Raw genomic sequence first — 18,799 nt, forward strand, 5'->3', positions numbered from 1 at the left:
GTGCCGAGTGGTGGGGCGAAGACCTTTTGCTTACTTTTGGGTCTTTCCAAAAGTGAGCCGCTGTAAGAGCGGAACCAATACCAGCCGTTACCTAAATAACGGATATACACGCACCCCCTACCGCCCCAACCCCTCATTCAAAATCAAACTCCGATAATGCCCCGGATTCGACCCAGACCACTTGCGAAACGCCTTATAAAACGAACTCGCATCGGCAAACCCCAACCGCCCGGCGATCTCGGCAAAGCTCACGTGTGGCTCCGCAAGCCACACAATCGCCAACTCCTTGCGCACGCTGTCCTTAAGCCCCTGATACGTCTGCCCCTCTTCTGCCAGACGTCGACGCAGCGTCGAAGCCGAGATGCAGTGGCTGGCGGCGAGGCCCTCGGTTTCCGGCCAGGTGTCGGGAGGCATCTGCCGCAAGTCGTGCTTGATTCGCGCGGCAAGGCTTTGCGGGTCGCGGTATTTAACCAGGATATTGGCCGGCGCATGCGCCAGAAACCGCTGCAGTTCCTGAGGGCTGCGCTTGATCGGCAAATCCAGACAATCCGCCGAAAAGATCATCCGCGTACGCGGCCGATCAAAGCGCAAGTTGTCAGAAAACATCACCTGGTAGTCATCACAAAAATCCGGCTGCGGGCATCGCAGCTCAATGGCCAGAATGGGAATCCGCCGCCCCGCCAGCCAGCACGCCACGCCATGAACAATCATCCAGTAGGCAAAGTAGGTAAATGCCCGCTTGGGCTGACTTTCAGGTTCAAGCAAGACGATTTCCGCCAGACTCTGCTGCCGCACCCATTGCGCCGGCAGATGCTCAAGCATCAACGACAAAAAACCCAAACCCGCTTCCAGGCTCGCACCCAGGTTCGGCTGCGCCATGGCCACACGGCACAGGAACTCAAAGCTGCCAGACTTGAGCTTGCGCGGGTCCATGCCAAAAAACTCATCGTCCATACGCCGCGCCAGCAGGCGCCACAGGCGGGCATACGCCGTGGCCGGCACGCGTGCAGCGGGCAGCGCGAGCAAGGCCGGGTCGATTCCGACTTTGCCCAAGGCCTCAAGCGTCGCCGCACCCGGCGCGCAGCTCTGCAACAACGCTTCGCGCACAAGGTGGATGGAGATGGTGTCTTTTTCCGCCATGGGAATTCGGCTATTCAGCTCTGCATAAACGTGGCGTGCATCATAAGGGTGGTTGCGCTCCGCCACCACCGTTCAGCAACGGTTCAGCAAAGGTCAACATTGACTGTTTAGTAATGAGTATCATTATGTTACAAATTAGCATCCCAACAGTCTTGATGCGGTGCTGAATGCTTGTTCCCTTTCTAATCATGCTGCGCGAAGGCATTGAAGCCGCGTTGATCGTCGGCATCATCGCCAGTTACCTGCAACAGACCGGCCGTGGTCAGTGGATGCCCGCCGTGTGGGTCGGCGTGTTCCTCGCCGCCGCGCTGGCGTTGCTGGTCGGTGGTGGCCTGGAGCTGGTCAGCGCTGAGTTTCCGCAAAAACAACAGGAACTGTTTGAAGGCGTGGTCGGCCTTGTCGCCGTGGGCATTCTCAGTTCCATGGTGTTCTGGATGCGCAAAGTCGCGCGGTCCATCAAGCATTCCCTGCATGAATCCCTGGACCACGCCCTGGCCGGCTCCAAGCACCAGGTGTTCGCGCTGATTGCCATGGTGTTTTTCGCCGTGGCCCGCGAAGGTTTGGAAACGGTGTTCTTCCTGCTCGCCGTGTTCCAGCAGAGCGAAGGCCCGGGCGCGCCGATTGGCGCCCTGCTCGGCCTGATCCTGGCAATCATCGTCGGTTTCCTGATCTATTCCGGCAGCATGCGCCTGAACCTCGGGGCGTTCTTCCGCTGGACTGGCCTGTTCATTCTGGTTGTGGCCGCCGGCATTCTCGCCAACTCGGTGCAGGCACTGCACGAAGCCGGGGTGTGGAACCACCTGCAAACCGTACTGTTTGACTTCAGCGCCGTGCTGCCGATGGACAGCCCGCTGGGTTCGGTGCTCGCCGGGATGTTCGGCTACCAGGAGGCGCCGACCGTGAGCACCCTGGGCGCCTATCTGATTTACCTGGTGGTGGCGCTGGTGATGTTTTTCCTGCCCTCAGCGCCGCCCAAGCCTGTTGCCAACACCTCTTCCGTTTCCAGCCAGTAAGGACCGTCTCTTGTCCAACCCAACTCCTCAACCGGCTCCGCCTGCCCGCGCCCTGCGCTGGGCGGTGGCCGGCTCGGTGGTCGTGATGATCGCCGCCGGTGGCCTGTTCTACTACGCCTCGCAACTGGCGGCGGCCAAGCGCCAAACCAACAGCAATGAAATCACCGTGACGATTCACGACCATGCCTGCGAGCCCAACGCGCTGACTGTGCCCGCCGGGCATGCGAGCTTTCGCATCATCAACCGCTCCGACCGCGCGGTGGAGTGGGAAATTCTCGACGGCGTGCTGGTGATCGAGGAGCGGGAAAATATCGCCCCTGGCCTGAGCCAAATCATCAATGCCAACCTGTTGCCCGGCGACTACGCAATCACCTGCGGCCTGCTCAGCAACCCGCGCGGCACCTTGCATGTGACCCCGACCGCCGAGTCCGACGCCCAGGCCAAGGCGAAGCCGTCGATGGTGGCGTTTATTGGCCCGCTGTCGGAATTTCGCGTGTACCTGAGCGGCCAAGGCAGTGCGCTGGTCAAGGCGGCGACGGCGCTGCAACACGCCATCGATGCCGGCGACATCGCCCAGGCCCAGGCGCTGTATGTGCCAGCCCGTGAGGCTTACCAGCGCCTGGCGCCGGCAGCTCAACGCCTCGCCGAGCTGGACAACGCGATCAACGCCCGCGCCGACTACTTTGAACAGCGCGAGCAGGACCCGGCCTTCAGCGGCTTCCACCGCATTGAGTACAGCCTGTTCCAGCAACGCAGCCTCGACGGCCTGGCGCCGATTGCGCAGCGCCTGGTCGCCGACGTAACCACCCTCAAGGCGCAGCTGCTGGCTCAGTCGCTGCCACCGGAGCAACTGGTGAGCATCGTGGTGCGCAACCTCAACAGCCTGGCCGAGGTGCGCGCCGCCAGCGGTGAAGAGGAACGCTACAGCCATATCGACCTGAACGGTTTCGCGGCCAACCTCGACGTTGCGCACAAAGTGGTCGAGCTGATGCGCCCGTTGCTGACCCAATCCGCCGACGACCTGTTGCCGAAGATCGACAGCGCCCTCGCCGCGTTCGATGCCGAACTCGACGGGTTCAAAGTCAATAACAGCTACAGCGCGTACGACAGCGTTACGGCCGATCAGCGTAAGCAGATCGCCGACAAGGCCAAGGCTCTGGCCGTTGCACTCGATGGAATCGACCCCGCCCTTGGCCTTTCCGGCCTGCAGTGAAGACGACCGCACAGATGAGTGATTCAGAACAGCTTAACCTTCAGCGCCGCCGTGTCTTGTTGGGCATGGCCGCGACCGGCGCCGCGATTGCCGGCAGCACCTTGACCTGCCCTGCGCTGGCAGCCGCCGCCGAACAGGTCACCACGGCGCCGCGCAGTGACAAGACCCAGGACCACCACGACTTTTTCGGCAAGCACCAGACCGGCATCGTCACGCCGCGCCCGGCGTGCGGCATGATGGTGGCGTTCGATGTACTGGCCAGCGACCGCGACGACCTCGAACGCCTGTTTCGCACCTTGAACGAGCGCATCGCGTTCCTGATGACCGGCGGCCCCGTGCCGCAAGTCGATCCGAAACTGCCGCCCACCGATTCCGGCATCCTCGGCCCGGTGGTCACGCCGGATAACCTGACCATCACCGTGTCGGTTGGCGAGTCGCTGTTCGATGAGCGCTTCGGCCTGACGGCGGTCAAGCCCAAGCGCCTGAGCCGCATGGTCGGCTTTCCCAATGACGCACTGGAACCGGCGCAGTGCCACGGCGACCTGAGCCTGCAGTTTTGCTCTAACACCACTGATACCAACATTCACGCCCTGCGCGACATCGTCAAAAACCTGCCCGACCTGCTGCTGGTGCGCTGGAAGCAGGAAGGCAGCGTGCCGCCCCAGGCACCCGTCAAACCTGGCGAGCCGGCACAAAGTGCGCGCAATTTCCTCGGTTTTCGTGACGGTTCGGCCAACCCGAACTCCACCGATAACAAGGCCATGGACCAGATTGTCTGGGTGCAACCTGGAAGCGAAGAACCGGCCTGGGCGGCCAACGGCAGCTATCAAGTGGTGCGCATCATCCGCAACTTCGTCGAGCGCTGGGACCGTACTCCGCTGCAAGAGCAGGAAAGCATCATCGGCCGCGTCAAGCCTTCCGGCGCACCGATGGATGGCGATAAAGAAACCCAGGTTCCCGATTACAGCAAGGACCCGGAAGGCAAGTTGACCAAGCTCGATGCCCACATCCGCCTGGCCAACCCGCGCACCCCGCAGACCCAGGCCAACCTGATTCTGCGTCGGCCGTTCAACTACTCCAACGGCGTCAACAAAAACGGTCAGCTGGACATGGGGCTGTTGTTCATCTGCTACCAGGCTGACCTGGAGAAAGGCTTTATCAGCGTGCAAACCCGGCTCAACGGCGAGCCCCTGGAGGAATACCTCAAGCCGGTCGGCGGCGGGTATTTCTTCACCTTGCCAGGTGTCGCAGGGCCCAAGGATTTCATTGGGCGCACGCTGCTCGCTGCAACGCATCCTCAAACCACTGCCAACACCTAAAACAAACCAGAGCGGATACCGTCCCATGAAGAAGTCGACTATTGCGTTGTCGTTGTTAATGACCCTTTCGCCGCTGGCAGCGTTCGCCGCTACCGCACCGCTGGACCTGGTAGGCCCGGTGTCGGACTACAAGATTTACGTCACCGAAGAAATCGGCGAGCTGGTCACCCAGACCCAAGCCTTCACCGACGCCATCAACAAGGGCGACTTGGCCACAGCGCAAAAGCTCTACGCACCGACCCGCGTGCACTATGAGTCCATCGAGCCGATCGCCGAGCTGTTCAGCGACCTCGACGCCTCCATTGATTCGCGTGTCGACGACCACGAAAAAGGCGTGACCGCTGAAGACTTCACCGGTTTTCACCGCATCGAATACGTGTTGTTCTCCGAGAAGACCACCAAAGGCCTGGAAGCGCTGACCGCCAAGCTCAACACCGACGTCAACGACCTCAAAACCCGCGTTGACGGCCTGACCTTCCCGCCTGAAAAAGTCGTCGGCGGTGCTGCAGCGCTGCTCGAAGAAGTCGCTGCCACCAAAATCTCCGGTGAAGAAGACCGTTATAGCCACACCGACCTGTATGACTTCCAGGGCAACATCGACGGTGCGAAGAAAATCGTCGACCTGTTCCGTGGCCAGATCGAGAAACAAGACAAAGCCTTCCTGGCCAAGGTCGACAAGAATTTCGCCGCCGTGGACAAAATACTCGCCAAGTACAAAACCAAGGATGGCGGGTATGAGACCTACGACAAGGTCAAGGAAAACGACCGCAAGGCGCTGGTGGGTCCGGTCAACACCCTCGCGGAAGACCTGTCGACCCTGCGTGGCAAATTGGGCCTGAACTGACCTGCTCCCTCGTATCGCGCACTGCGCGACCGAGGGGCGACCAACATTTAGCTCACGGGAGCATCCGGCTGGAAGTCTTCAAGCGGTGCTCCGGTGGGTTTTTGAGTGGCAGGGTCAATCGCGTACCATTTGGCGTTTATCTGCACGGCGTAGACCGCACAGTTTTGACTATAGCCAGTCTGGCTCCCCGGGTACTTACTCGCGGCTTCACCCAAGGTCTCAGGAACCAGGGTATCGAAGGCTCCCACGCCCCAGCGACACTTCTCAAACGCAGTAGTCGTCAGAAAAAAGCCCTCGCTCACAACAACCCTCTCACCCGCCAGTATCTTCCTGGCTGCCTTTGCCAATTTAGGGCCAGACCTGATTACATCAAGCGAACCATCGAAAGGGTTGAACACACTGCGGAAAAACGGCGAGGCGCCCTTCACCTCCCGCACGCCGAATGCACGGTTGTTAAACCGGACAACTGCCTTGAGACCCCGGAAAAATTTTGCGGCGCCTGGGAGCCCGCCCGTCGCCGCGAACGATGCAAAGTCAATCACCAGCCCCGTGAGCCCCGCCGCCAACTTACCGTCGGCTATGTCGGCAATCCCGCCGACAAACGGGATAAGGCTTAGCACCGTTCTCAGGTTCTCCCGGGTAAAGACCTGTCCGGAATCGAACGGGTAGGTGCGTCTTCGCTGAAGTGCTGTGGGCTTGTTGGCGTATTCCATCAACGCTTCGCGTTTTACATCGAACGTGGCATCAACAATCGCTTTTGCAATATCGCGGGTTTTAGTCGAGGACCAACTGTTTGGGGCATGCTCCGACGACGTCGCAAAGCGCGGGGGCTGAGTGCGCCCCGGCAGCGTCTTTCCGAACTTTTCGATGATTGCGTTCGTACGCACTCCAGGGCGGGGTGCGTCACCTGTTTGGTAAGCCCGCAGGTCAAAGTCCACCGGGGTCGCCTTTCGAAAATTTTCCATGGTGTAGGCGAAAACATTAAAAGGTACCTGGATGTTTTGAATTTCCCCATTCAGTTTCAGGCTGGAGAACGGCAGGTGTCGCTTTTCTATTTTCAAAGAGCCTGGGAACATCTCGAGGTAGGTATACCCGTCCGGTGTCCCTGGGGTTTTATAGCGCAACAGCACGCCTTGCTTGGCGCGTTTTTCAAACACCTTCGAGTCGGCGCCCTGGTCCTCATCCAGAGTTTTTCCGGTCTCGTCACGCAAGGTGAAGATTTCTACATCGCCCGCTTCCAGCGCTTTGCGCACGTCCAGCGGTGCATTGGCGATCGTCAGCCGAACCATGGTTTCTTGTGCAGTTCGACTGTCGGCCAGGTATTTATCCACAGCTGGCGTCACCATGGGGGCGATATCCGGCAGTTTTTTGATGCGCTCGTTGAAAGTTTCCTGAGAAATAAGCGGGTGAGTGAAGGTGTATTTTTTCTCGCCGGAGAACAGTTCGTTCAGCCACTTCTGAAAGACAAAAAGCGGGTCCTGTTTGGTTTGCCCGGTCAAAAGCAATTCGGTTAACAGCGGCTGACGGGTTTCCAGGTGCCCGTGCTGGCGTGGGTTAAAAGGAGTATCGGTAACAAGCTCAAGCTTGAATGTACGAATCTCATCTTTGGTCATCTCAGGGAACAGTATTGCCAGTTGATCTACCAGCAGGTTTGTTCGGCTGGGAGGCTCGCTCGTCATGCTCTGGAAGGCGTCATAGACGCCTCTCTCCCGGTCTGTGAACGCCTGCGCAGCCGCTGTGTAATCGCCTGGCGAATAACGCCCATCCGAGGTCTTGGGGAATACGCCATTCATCACGGCCCAATCGAGCAACGGAGGCACCCCAAGGCTCTTGATCAGCTGTTCTTGCTCGGCTCCCATAGGACTGAGCCGTGCAAGGGCTTGAGCCTGAGTAATGTTCAGTGACCGCGAACTGCCTTTGCCACCGAGCGCATCAGCCATGGCACAGCCAAGACGCAGGTTCATCCAGGACGTCGAACCGATGCTGACTTGCCCGGGTGACAGTTTCAGCGCTGCCGGGGCATCTGACGAAATGTTGGGGTCAGGGTTGATCAAGAACTCAGGCGCCGCCTGTGCCAGCAGCATATGGGCAATCAGCGGCGCCGTCTTGGCATTGGCACCCTGGCGTTGCAAGTGGGTTTCGACGTCGGCTCGCACCTCATTCAGGGTGCGGCCAAGGTTGCCCGGCTGATAGAGCGCGTATCCGGCCACCACTCCAGGTTTACCGGGCATTTCAGCAGTGACGCCAGCCTTGATGGCGCAGGCCAACAGCTGATGACGGGTGGCTCTCGAGAGCACCTTGCCATCAGCCACCTCGGCCAACTTCAACACACCTGCCAGTTCCTGCGCCTTGGCGACGGCTTCCGGTGAGTCGAAGAACACTTGAAGTTCCAGGTGCGGATCATTCGGCACGTCGTGCCGCGCCAAATGGCTGACCAACAATTGGGTGACCGATCCGGCCTGCGTCGACTGTTCTTTGAGCAGCGCCACATCACCGGGCGACAGCGCGCCCGGCTCCCAGCTATAAGGCGACAGGCCGGCGTAATCACCCACCACAGGGGCTGGCGGCAGCTTAGTGGCCAGCCAGCCAATCGCTGAGTTCAGTTGTGTGGCCGTACCGGGGCAACCCAGCCCGGAAAACTCGAGCACCTGGCGTACGTCGTATGTCGCCGACGCATACAAGGTATTCCCGGTGGTTCTACTGAAGGCCACCAACTGATCAAATTGCTGACTGAAACGGTTGATCGCGGCTTTTTCGTCCGGGCTACCGCCCACCATGACCTTGTTGATCTCATCGTCCAGATAGGGTTGCAAGGAAATCCAATTGTTGCCGGAACCACGACGCAGCTCGAGCGTTCCGTCGGATATCCTGTAGTCGTTTTCACTCCCGCCGTACCCGATTTTCTTGATAAACGCCTTGAACAGCGGCGCGTCCAACCATTCGACAAAACGCTCACGCGGCACTTGGCTTTTTTGCGCCAAAGACGATTGCGGATACACGACTGCGCGCTCCGCGCTCAAATCGAATGCCTCTGTCCCGACTTTCTCCTCGAGCAGCGCTTGCAGTTGTGACGCCAGGCGCGACCGAACATCGTCATCACTGATTTTTTGCTGGAGTGTGTTGAATTGCTCGTTCCATAGGCTGCGTTTTTCGTCGGTTATCGCCGGCCAACCTTCCTTGTGGAGCTTCTTGGAAATCTTCTTTCTGTCATCGTGGCTATTTGGCGCTTCAACACCGTAAAAACCAAACAGCACGTTTGCGTCGAGGAACTCGCCGGTTTTTTCAAGTGGCAACGAAACCCCGATATAACCGGGATGCAGTGCCTTCACCGCTTCGGTGACCTTGGCGCCGACCTCCCACCAGCCAGAGCCGTCTGTCGTGGTAAACCTGCGAACTTGCTTTACCCCGTCGACAACCACCGCCCCCTCAACCGCGTCGCTGAAGACTCGCACGGTCGACAAGTCCAGGCCTTTTGATTTCAACCAGGCCTGCACCTGTGGCTCACGCAGGGCGTCCTTGTAGGCCTCGACAAAGGGCTTGATAGATGAGTTTGAAGGGATGGGGTTGGCGTTGAGTTTGCCGGTTTTGAGCCAGTGAGCGAGGGCTTTGCGCGCTTTATCGTCCGCTTTTTTGGCAGCGGAGGGAGCAGGGAAAACCGGGCTTTTACGCTCGGTATCAGCGACGTGAGTGGGCGTTTCGGACGAAACCTCACGCTTGAGGCGTGGCAGTGATTGTTCGAGTTTTAATTGGGTGAGCTGTCCATCCCGATGTCTTGGGACGCCCGAGACCACCGACTGCCCAGTCTCGCCAGGGCCGTCCTGCGGCCCTGGTGCAGGGGCCGGTTGATGCGTTGAGTTGCTGGCGTTGCCTATCGTCGGAATACGAGCAGGCATGACGGTGTTACTTACAGTGTTTACAGACATTTCAAGTTCTCTTAACGGTTGAAATCGCAAGAGTTCTTGTCCTTAAGAACCATCAACCGGGAGCCTATGAGGTCATATCATTCGGGCCTGTAGGAGTCGTCCGAATGCGCAACACGGAAAGCTGAACGTTACTGAAAAGCATATTCCGACCTATCCGTTCAAAAAAAACCCAGGCCTGAATCAGGCCTGGGTCATGTTGAGCGTCGTGATGGCGTCAAATGGTGAAAAACCCTTCCAGCGGCGTACCCACCGGCAGCCCGGTTTTCGGATCAGTCGCATACCAAAGGCCATCCACCTGCATCGCCTTTACACTGATCCCATGATATTGCCCGTCGGAAGTAGCAGCCTGCGGCCGTGCGCTTTGGGACGCCGCCCGTTGTTGAACCCCGCTGCTCACGCCGAGGTAGGTGCGCAGCTTTTCCTCCACGCCGCCCAACGTCTTCAACATGGCTGGCTTTGGCCCCTTGCTCAACAGTTTGGGCACGGAAAAAATCCCTTTTGCGCCGGCGAACAGCAGATCGGCCGAACCATCCAGCGGGTTCAAAAACCCACTGACCACGGCAACGCCCTTTTCCAGCACACGAAAAGCCTTGGCACCGAAAGGCGCAACGACTTTGGTGGATTTCACCAACGGCCCAAGCGTCGCGCCAGCGCCGCCCACCCAGGCGCCGACAGTGTCAATTATCAGGCCGCGTGTGCCCTCGACCCAATTGCCCTTGGTCAGATCCATGATTGCGCCTACAAAAGGAATCATGCCCAGCAGAATGCTGTCGTTGCGGCTTAATACCTCGCGACGTTGCTCAAGAGGCAACTTACCTTCGGCGGCGCTCAACACCGTGTCTCGGTGATGGATAAAGTTGCCTTGCATGATGCGGTCGACAATCGCCTGACTGCGCTCAGAGGTAAAGCTATTGGGCACAACGCTGGCCTCATCCCCCGTCACTGCCGTTGGCGCTGCGGGCAGGGTGTCACCGAGTTTATCGATGATGATGCCCGGCGACGTCGTGCCGGACCTGGGCAGAGCGTCTGTGCTGTAGGCTGTGAAATCGAAAGGTTCCACCGCCCCGTTCTGCAACTGAGTGGTGGTTGGCGCCCATGGGCCATAGGTTTTTGGGTGATCGTGCAAGGTGCCGCCCAGGTTCAATGTATCGGGTAGACCCTCGCGTTTGATGATCAGCATCTTGTCCGGGAAGACTTCGAAGTAGCGAATCACCCCGTTGTATTCACAACGCATCACCGTGCCTTTGCGCCCTCGCCGTTCCTCCACCTGCCCCGGCGTCTGATCCACCGTGGGCACGCTGTCGGTTTGCTCGCGCAAGGCAAACAACTCAACACTGCCCAGTTCCAGCGCCTGACGATCAGCCAGCGGCAAGTTGGCAATCATCTGACGGGTCACGGTACTCAGGCCCTGTTTAAGCCTGGACAGGTAAGCGTCGACTTCTGCGCCAACCCTGGCTTGCACATCCGGCAATGTGTCGATCTTGACGTTCAAGGCCTGCACATTGCGCTCCACGGCGGCTTTATCAGCCGGGCTAAGCCCTATCGCAGCCGCGTAAGGGGTTTTCGGTTTCGTCAGTTGAGGCGGTTGCTCACCCGGCGCCAACAGCATCCAGCGGTCCTTTTTCAGGTCCCCGGTCATGTAGGTTTCAACCAGGGAGCGGGTTCTGGGCTCCGACAGCTTCATGCTGCGCCGCTCATTCGGGTCTGCGATGTGCACTCGCAGCCCTTGCAGCTGTTGGACGCTGTACTCTGGAAACGCCGTGTGCAATTGAGCGATGGCCAAGTCCCGTCGAGTCGGCAGCGGCGTCTTGAATGCCTCAAGGGCCTGAAGCAGTTGCCCGCGCTGGGACTCAAAGGCATTGGCAGCCTTTTGGTAATGCTGGGGGGTGTAAACGCCGTCTACCGGCTTGGTGTAGAGCCCCTGCATCATGCCCCAGTCGAGCAGAGCCGCCATCGCGTAGTTATCCAGCACGGCGGCCTCTTCCGGCGAACGGGGGTCCAACCGCGTGAGGGAAAGGATTTCCTGGTAATTCATGGCACGAGAACACCCCGGCCCGCCCTGACGCTCGGCGAATGCGACGCCCAGGCGCAAGTCTGCCCATTCGGTGGTGCCCATGCGCAATGTGGGCGAGACGCCCGGAACCAGAAACTCCGGGGCAGCGCTCGCCAGGAACAAATGCGCCACCAGCGGAGCCACCTTGGCATCGGCGCCCAACTTTTGCGCGAGGTGCGCTTCTATGTCCTCGCGCACGGCGGCAAGGGAGCGGCCATTGTTGGCGGGCTGGTAAATGTCATAACCGGCGATGAACCCAGGCTCACCGGGCGCTTGGGGGTCAATCTGCAGCATGATCGCCGCCATGGCCCACTGCTGGATTTCGTCCGTCGAGAGCCCTTGCTCGCCAGACGCTGGCAGGAACTGTCGACTCGCTGCAATGTGCGCCCACGTCGCCTGCGGACGGCCTCGATAGAGCGCCTGGGTGATAAAAGACTCAGCGTGGGTACGCAGTTCATCAACGGAGCCCGTGTTGGCAACGCCCGCCGACAGCAAATCCCGTGACGGATTTCGGTGAGCAGGGTCCGTATCGCTCAACCCGGCCAGGTAATCCTTGTCGGGGCCAGACAAACCGCCCGGCGCCCATGGGCTTGAGATCAGTTGCGCATAGTTGCCCAAGGCCGGCGCCGGCGGCAGCGAGGCGTTGAGCCAACGGATGGCGTTGCGCAGCTCTCCCGCCGTTTTCGGCAACGCCAGGGCGTGCGCTTGCAGCACGGCCTCGATCGGAGCAGTCGCCGCCGCCTTGCTGGCAAGCGGTGAACTGCTGCCAATCTGCGCCTGAATTCCGGCCAGTGTGATTGCCTCATCGTCAGGCTTGTCGCCCAGCAGTGCGCCCAGCTGACTGGCCAGGCTCCTGCGCTCGTCGAGGGTGTCGACCAGGGCTCTGGCGGTGAGTATCCGTTGCTCAAGTTGAGCCTTGGTGTTGGCCGGCAGAGAAAACCAATCCGATGCGGCGAGTTCACTTTGTACTCGCCAAAGATCACTGTCGCTGGCGGGAGGTTTGATGCCATACGCCTGTAAAACCGTGTTGCGCGACAGCATATCGCTGCCTTCGTTGATGTAAGGCAACCCCGTGCCTTGTACATCAAGGGCCGCCGCAGCGGCGTTGATTCGGGGGCTGAGCCGCCACCATCCAGATGCATCCGTGGGGGTGAACGTTGCAAGGCGGGTGACGCCATCGCGCGTGACGTTGCCCGACACTGAGTCGGGTTTAACGACAACCGTGGACATGTCCAAGCCTTGCTTGAGGAACCAGGCGGCGGCTTGAGGGCTGTTGATTGTGCTGCGATAGGCGTCAAAGGCGGGAAAAATGCTCGCGGTGGTCGGCACATGCACGCGCTTGTCTGCGGTCGCGCCGAAGGCCGCACCACTGAGGGCGTCTTGCAGTTTGCGGTCGCCGAGTGGCGTGAGCCTTTTGCTGCGGGCGGTTTGCGGTAGAAAAGCCCAACCGGGCCTTTTTTTCTGTGGGGTTGTACCCTGCGGCGGGCTGCGTTTGGCGCGGGTCTCTGGCTCTGCGGCCAGCGTATCCGAGGCTTGCGAGTTGATAACATCCCTGAAATTAAACGTCCTGGAAGCACTAATGCCGGAAATTGGCATAACGACTCTCCCACTGAGTTTGGATGGATGAAGCTACTGCTCTAAATCCAGAGCAGCACAGGCGACCTTAAGACTCCGACTCTGACGGCGGTGTAAGGAAAATCCCAAGCATCAACATCCCGCGCCCGTCCGGGCGCGGTCTCAGCAAGACGCAGCTAAACGGCTACAGAATGCGGTATAGCAACCGCTCGATGCGCACCCGGCTCACCCGGCGCAGGAACTTGCCGACCGCTGGCGGATAGTCCACCAGTGTCTGCAATTGCTGGTAACCCTCGATGCGCGTGGCGTGCTGGAAAATCTGCGCCAGTTCGAGGCGGCGCGGCGCCAGCCATTGCCCCTGCGGATCATCGATCAACAGGCCGTTTTCCAGGTCCAGGCGGAATGCACGCGGGTTGAGGTTGTTGCCGGTGAGCAAGGTGTAACGCTGGTCGACCCACATGCCTTTAAGGTGATAGGAGTTGTCACCGTCGTGCCACAGGTGCAGGTTCAACTGGCCGCTTTCGATCATGGGTTGATGGCGTTTGGCAAAGCGGCGCAGGCTGATTTCGTACAGGTACGGCAGCGCGGCAATCACCTTGAACGGCTCGCTGGGCGGGATATAGAAATCGTTGGCGGTTTTGTCACCGACAATGATGTCGATCTTCACACCGCGCGCCAGGGCGCGGTTGATTTCCCGGGTCACCGGCAATGGCAGGTTGAAGTAAGGCGTGCAAATGGTCAGCTGGTGTTGGGCGCTGGCGATCAATTCGAGAATGACGCGGCTCAAAGCATTGTTCTTGCCTACCCCGAGTAACGGGCTCACCGACAGATGGCCATTGGGCAATTGCCCCGCCGTGGTGTCGTAGGCGGCGTGCTTCAAACGGCTGCGCAGGTCACCGATATCGTTGCGCAGGCTGCGGGTAGTCGGCGGGTTCGGCAGGTCAAGGCGATGCACCGCCTTGGACGCGACCAGGCCATGCTCGATAAGGTGCTGCATCGAATCTGCCAGCGGCTGGCTATGGATCAGGTGATAGCGGTCAAACCGGTACTTGTCGAACTTGTGCAGGTACACATTGTTCAGGCTGGCGCCGCTGTACAGCACGCTGTCGTCGATCACAAAACCCTTGAGGTGCAGCACGCCGAACAGCTCGCGGGTTTGCACCGGCACGCCATACACCGGCACTTCACTGCTGTGGGACTGGGTCATGGCCTGATACCAGGCGCTGTTGCCTGGCTGCTTGCCGGCGCCAATCAAACCGCGCTGGGCCCGCAGCGAGTCGACCACCACCACAATGTCCAACGCTGGCCGGGCAGCCTTGGCGGCGTGCAAGGCATCGTAGATCTCCTGCCCCGCTTCGTCCTGCTGCAAGTACAGCGCAACGATGTAGATGCGCTGTGTGGCCTGGGGGATTTTTTCCAGCAGGCAACGGCGATAGGCATCGGCGCTGGGCAGCACCTCGATGGCATCGGGGGACAATTGAAAACCGCGCAGTTTGGGCAACAGGGAGCGTTTGAAGAACGACGGCATAAGGCTCGCAATGGGTCGAATCCGAAGAGGCCCCGAGCTTACACCATGGGGGTGCTCAGGTCTCGCCGCGCGGCATGGAAAAAATTTAATTGACCAAGAATAACGATCGTTCTACTGTCTAAATCATGAACGATATAATCAGTAATGAAACCCGCGACGTTATCCTCGACGTCACCGAAAAGTTAATCTATCGCCATGGCATCGCCGCCACTGGCATGGATTTGTTGGTGAAAACCGCCGGTGTCTCGCGCAACAGTATTTATCGCTACTTCGCCAATAAAGACGAACTGGTGATTGCCGCGTTACAACGCCGCGACGAACGCTGGATGCAGTGGCTGCGTGACGAAGTGGAGCGCAGCGAAGGCAGCGGTGAACGCCTGTTGGCAGTGTTCAGTGCCCTCAAGGCCTGGTTTGGCTCGGCGGATTTTCGCGGCTGCGCCTTCATCAACACCAGTGGCGAAACCGGCAACCCGCAAGACCCGGTGCGCCTGCTGGCCAAGGCGCATAAACAGAAACTGTTCGAGTACGCCCTTGAACTGTGTGAAGCCCACGGCACCTCCGACCCGCAGCGGCAGGCCGCGCAACTGCTGATACTGATCGATGGCGCCATTACCGTCGCCCTGGTGATGGGTGATATCACCGCCGCAGATAACGCCCAATGCATGGCGCGAAAGCTACTGGGACTGTGAGCCCACACGCCTCGCAACGCTCGATTAAACCGTAGTGTATGAAGGAGATGCCGAATGACCTCTACTGCTGAAACACGTCCACCCCTGCCGCCGTTTACCCGTGAGTCCGCCATCGTAAAAGTGCGCCTGGCCGAAGACGGCTGGAATTCCCGGGACCCGCAACGGGTGTCTCTGGCCTACACCCTGGACACGCAATGGCGTAACCGTGCCGAGTTCGCGCATAACCGCGAAGAGGCCAAGGGGTTTCTGACGCGTAAATGGGCCAAAGAACTGGATTATCGGTTGATCAAGGAACTGTGGGCATTTAACGGTAACCGGATTGCAGTGCGTTATGCCTATGAATGGCACGACGATTCGGGAAACTGGTTTCGCTCGTACGGCAATGAGAATTGGGAGTTTGACGAAAACGGGTTGATGGCCAATCGTTTTGCCTGCATCAACGACCTGCCGATCAAGGAGAGTGAGCGCAAGTTTCATTGGCCGTTGGGGCGGCGACCGGATGATCATCCGGGGCTGTCTGAGTTGGGGCTCTAAGAGCTGATGGGTGTTTAGGCTTAAGGTCTAAGACCAAAACCTTTCAAGGTCTTTGGAACTCTGTCTGGTAGGGCGAACACGATCCCTGTGGCGAGCGGGCTTGCCCCGCGTTGGGTTGCGAAGCGACCCTAAAAGGAGAAATGCGGTGAGTCAGGCATTCTTCGGCTGCTGTTTTTGGGGCTGCTTCGCAACCCAACGCGGGGCAAGCCCGCTCGCCACAGAGTACTTATCGCCTGTTCTGTCCAAAGACCTTGAAAGAGTTGGGTCTAAGACCAAAACCGAGGTCAATGTGGGAGCGGGCTTGCTCGCGAATGCGGTGTGCCAGTTGATGAATTCAGTGGCTGACACACCGCATTCGCGAGCAAGCCCGCTCCCACATTTGGATCTCCTTACATCTCGGACTCTTTTGGGGCGGTTCAAAAAAAGGGACCTGCTGCTGGAGCGGAACCCACTAATCCTGATTCAACCCCACGCGATACAACACCCCTTTATCCTCATCCGTCAGCACGTACAAATAACCATCAGGCCCTTGCCGCACATCGCGAATGCGTGCCTTCAAGTCCCCAAGCAACCGCTCCTCGTGAATCACCTTGTCACCGTCAAACTGCAAACGAATCAGCTCCTGACTCGCCAACGCCCCGATGAACAGATTGTGCTGCCAAGGCTTGAACCGGTCAGCGTCATAAAACGCCATGCCACTGATGCCGGGAGATTTCTCCCACACGTGATGAGGCGGCACCGTGCCTTCTACGGTCTTACCCTTGGCCTCGGGAATCGGCGTCAGGGAATAGTTGATGCCGTGGGTCGCCAGCGGCCAACCATAATTCTTGCCACGCTCGATGATATTGATTTCATCCCCGCCACGCGGGCCATGTTCGTTCTCCCAAATGGTGCCACTCCAGGGGTTCAGCGCCAGCCCCTGAGGATTGCGCTGACCGTAGGACCAAATCTCCGGCCGCACACCCGACTGGCCGACAAAGGGGTTGTCATCCGGCACACGACCATCCGGGAAGATCCGCACCACCTTGCCTTGCAGCTTGTCCAGATCCTGCGCCGTCGGCCGGTCGTTGTTCTCACCCAACGTCACAAACAGGTAGCCATCACGGTCAAACGCCAGGCGCGAGCCGAAGTGATTGCCGGTGGACAGTTTGGGTTCCTGACGCAGGATCACCTTGAAGTCCTGCAAACCGCTCAAGTCATCGGCCAGACGCCCACGCCCCACGGCGGTGCCGGCCTTGCCGCCTTCGCCGCCGCCTTCTGCGTACGACAGGTAAACCATGCGGTCCTGCTTGAAGTCTGGCGACAGCACCACATCGAGCAACCCGCCCTGGCCCTTGGCCCACACCTGGGGCACGCCCGTCAGTGGCGCCGAAAGCTTGCCGTCCGGGCTGATAAATCGCAGGTGGCCTGGGCGTTCGGTGACCAGGAAGCCTTGCTTGTCCGGCAGAAACGCGACGGCCCAGGGATGATCAAGGCCCTTGGCGATCGGCGTAGCGGTGATGCTGCCTTGCTCACTGGGAAACTGCTGGGCGTCGGCGGCATACACCGCCGACAGAGGAAGAATCACGCTGGCACAGATGGCCGCTAACAGGGTTTTGCGTACGAACATAAGGCGAAATCCTTACCGGCGATTGCCGTTGGCATCATAAGTGGGGGCTTTGGTTTCGGTCGAAGGGCGGCTCGGGGGCGCATCGCGCTTGGGATAGCGATTGCCGATGCCACCGTTTTCCACGGTCGGTGCGGGGCTGGTCGGCCCGGTCTGAATCCCTCGCGTGGCCGGCGCATTGGGCTGGGTGCCCTGCATGCTGTTGGGGTTAGCCCGATGAATTGGACTGTTGTTGGAGTCGCTACGACCCGGCAGGGTTTGCGCTTGGGCGAGTGGAACAAATGCCAGGCCCAATGCAAGCACTGCGAGATGACGCATGCAGCTGTTCATGACGAAGTCTCTCCGGGACAAGTAGTACGTGCTTTCGATAACACGCTACGCCTTGGGTTCGGCCTGTGACACTAAATACTTTCTCATCAGGTGTAACACGATCTGTCCGCGCATCCGTGCGTCGAAACTTTTGCTCGCGTCAGCGAGTCACCTGAACACAGGGACTACTTAAGGAATCGCACACATGCCGCGGGCAATCTGGAAAGGCGCAATCAGTTTCGGCTTGGTCCATATCCCGGTTTCACTGGTCTCGGCGACGTCCTCCCAGGGCGTCGACTTTGACTGGCTGGATAAACGCACCATGGACCCGGTGGGCTACAAGCGCATCAACAAGGTCACCGGCAAGGAAATGACCAAGGAAAATATCGTCAAGGGCGTGGCCTTCGAGAAAGGCCGCTACGTGGTCCTCAGCGAAGAGGAGATTCGCTCGGCGCACCCTGAGTCGACCCAAACCATCGAAATTATCGCGTTTGTCGACAGTGATCAGATCCCGCTGCAAAACATCGACACGCCCTACTTCCTCGCGCCGGATAAACGCGGCGGCAAGGTCTATGCGCTACTGCGTGAAACCCTGAAGAAAACCCGCAAGGTCGCTCTGGCCAATGTGGTGCTGCACACCAAGCAACACCTGGCGGCGTTGATGCCACTGGAATCGGCGCTGGTGCTGGTGATGCTGCGCTGGCCCGCCGAGGTGCGCAGCCTTGACGAACTTGAATTGAGCAGCGACGTGACTAAGCCCACTCTCGCCAAGGGTGAACTGGACATGGCCAAGCGCCTGGTGGAAGACATGAGTGCGGATTGGCAGCCCGGCGAGTACCGCGACAGCTTTCAGGAAAAGATCATGGCGCTGGTGAAGAAGAAGGCCAAGGCCGGCAAGATCGAAGACGTGGAAACCCCTAAAGGTGGCGAAGAGCGCAAGTCCGCTGATGTGCTCGACCTGACGGAATTGCTCAAACGCAGCCTGGCGGGCAAGCCTGCCAAAAAGCCTGCGGCGAAGAAATCCACCAAGGCCTCCTGATTCAGGGCAACCGC

13 protein-coding genes are annotated in these 18,799 nt (G+C 59.3%); 7 read left to right on the top strand and 6 right to left on the bottom strand.

The genetic code is table 11. The annotated features are described in order from the left end of the window. Positions 1-117 precede the first annotated feature (117 nt). Positions 118-1,140 (bottom strand): AraC family transcriptional regulator, encoded by a 1,023-nt coding sequence (locus Q7C20_RS21960; RefSeq protein WP_375070170.1) that lies wholly within the window; start codon positions 1,138-1,140, stop codon positions 118-120. Between the two features lie 167 nt (positions 1,141-1,307). On the opposite strand from Q7C20_RS21960, the gene efeU reads away from it, so the two are divergent. The 4 genes from efeU to efeO (Q7C20_RS21980) are packed head-to-tail and all read left to right on the top strand — an operon-like array spanning position 1,308 to position 5,529. After that, a complete protein-coding gene (gene efeU, locus Q7C20_RS21965; RefSeq protein WP_375070172.1) occupies positions 1,308-2,153 on the top strand; it encodes an iron uptake transporter permease EfeU in 846 nt (281 codons plus the stop codon). A 10-nt stretch (positions 2,154-2,163) separates the two neighbouring features. Continuing rightward, positions 2,164-3,366, top strand: coding sequence for an iron uptake system protein EfeO (gene efeO / locus Q7C20_RS21970; RefSeq protein ID WP_375070174.1), 1,203 nt, complete (start codon positions 2,164-2,166; stop codon positions 3,364-3,366). A gap of 14 nt (positions 3,367-3,380) precedes the next feature. Then, positions 3,381-4,685 (top strand): iron uptake transporter deferrochelatase/peroxidase subunit, encoded by a 1,305-nt coding sequence (efeB, locus tag Q7C20_RS21975; RefSeq protein WP_375070176.1) that lies wholly within the window; start codon positions 3,381-3,383, stop codon positions 4,683-4,685. Positions 4,686-4,710: 25 nt separating this feature from the next. Then, on the top strand, positions 4,711-5,529 hold the full coding sequence (efeO, locus tag Q7C20_RS21980; protein WP_375070177.1) for an iron uptake system protein EfeO: 819 nt from the start codon (positions 4,711-4,713) through the stop codon (positions 5,527-5,529). A gap of 47 nt (positions 5,530-5,576) precedes the next feature. Here efeO (Q7C20_RS21980) and Q7C20_RS21985 read toward each other — a convergent pair whose 3' ends face one another. The 3 genes from Q7C20_RS21985 to pssA all read right to left on the bottom strand — a co-directional run bounded on the left by Q7C20_RS21985 (position 5,577) and on the right by pssA (position 14,608). Then, on the bottom strand, positions 5,577-9,422 hold the full coding sequence (locus tag Q7C20_RS21985) for a hypothetical protein (protein ID WP_375070179.1): 3,846 nt from the start codon (positions 9,420-9,422) through the stop codon (positions 5,577-5,579). A gap of 244 nt (positions 9,423-9,666) precedes the next feature. Continuing rightward, on the bottom strand, positions 9,667-13,101 hold the full coding sequence (locus tag Q7C20_RS21990) for a hypothetical protein (RefSeq protein ID WP_375070181.1): 3,435 nt from the start codon (positions 13,099-13,101) through the stop codon (positions 9,667-9,669). Between the two features lie 163 nt (positions 13,102-13,264). Further along, positions 13,265-14,608 (bottom strand): CDP-diacylglycerol--serine O-phosphatidyltransferase, encoded by a 1,344-nt coding sequence (gene pssA, locus Q7C20_RS21995; RefSeq protein ID WP_375070182.1) that lies wholly within the window; start codon positions 14,606-14,608, stop codon positions 13,265-13,267. Between the two features lie 125 nt (positions 14,609-14,733). Between pssA and Q7C20_RS22000 the strand changes: the two genes are divergently transcribed. Further along, positions 14,734-15,297 (top strand): TetR/AcrR family transcriptional regulator, encoded by a 564-nt coding sequence (locus Q7C20_RS22000; protein WP_375070183.1) that lies wholly within the window; start codon positions 14,734-14,736, stop codon positions 15,295-15,297. A gap of 54 nt (positions 15,298-15,351) precedes the next feature. Beyond that, positions 15,352-15,831 (top strand): DUF1348 family protein, encoded by a 480-nt coding sequence (locus tag Q7C20_RS22005; RefSeq protein WP_375070185.1) that lies wholly within the window; start codon positions 15,352-15,354, stop codon positions 15,829-15,831. A 451-nt stretch (positions 15,832-16,282) separates the two neighbouring features. Here Q7C20_RS22005 and Q7C20_RS22010 read toward each other — a convergent pair whose 3' ends face one another. Beyond that, entirely contained in the window at positions 16,283-17,440 is a 1,158-nt protein-coding gene (locus Q7C20_RS22010; RefSeq protein WP_375070187.1) for a PQQ-dependent sugar dehydrogenase, read from the bottom strand. Positions 17,441-17,452: 12 nt separating this feature from the next. Next, positions 17,453-17,767: a hypothetical protein gene (locus tag Q7C20_RS22015; protein ID WP_375070189.1), complete on the bottom strand. Its 315-nt coding sequence runs from the start codon at positions 17,765-17,767 to the stop codon at positions 17,453-17,455. A 184-nt stretch (positions 17,768-17,951) separates the two neighbouring features. On the opposite strand from Q7C20_RS22015, the gene Q7C20_RS22020 reads away from it, so the two are divergent. After that, on the top strand, positions 17,952-18,785 hold the full coding sequence (locus tag Q7C20_RS22020; protein WP_375070191.1) for a Ku protein: 834 nt from the start codon (positions 17,952-17,954) through the stop codon (positions 18,783-18,785). The last annotated feature ends 14 nt before the right edge of the window (positions 18,786-18,799 follow it).

Origin of the sequence: Pseudomonas sp. AMR01 (genome assembly GCF_041946035.1) — a bacterium.
Taxonomy (GTDB): Bacteria; Pseudomonadota; Gammaproteobacteria; order Pseudomonadales; family Pseudomonadaceae; genus Aquipseudomonas; species Aquipseudomonas antarctica_B.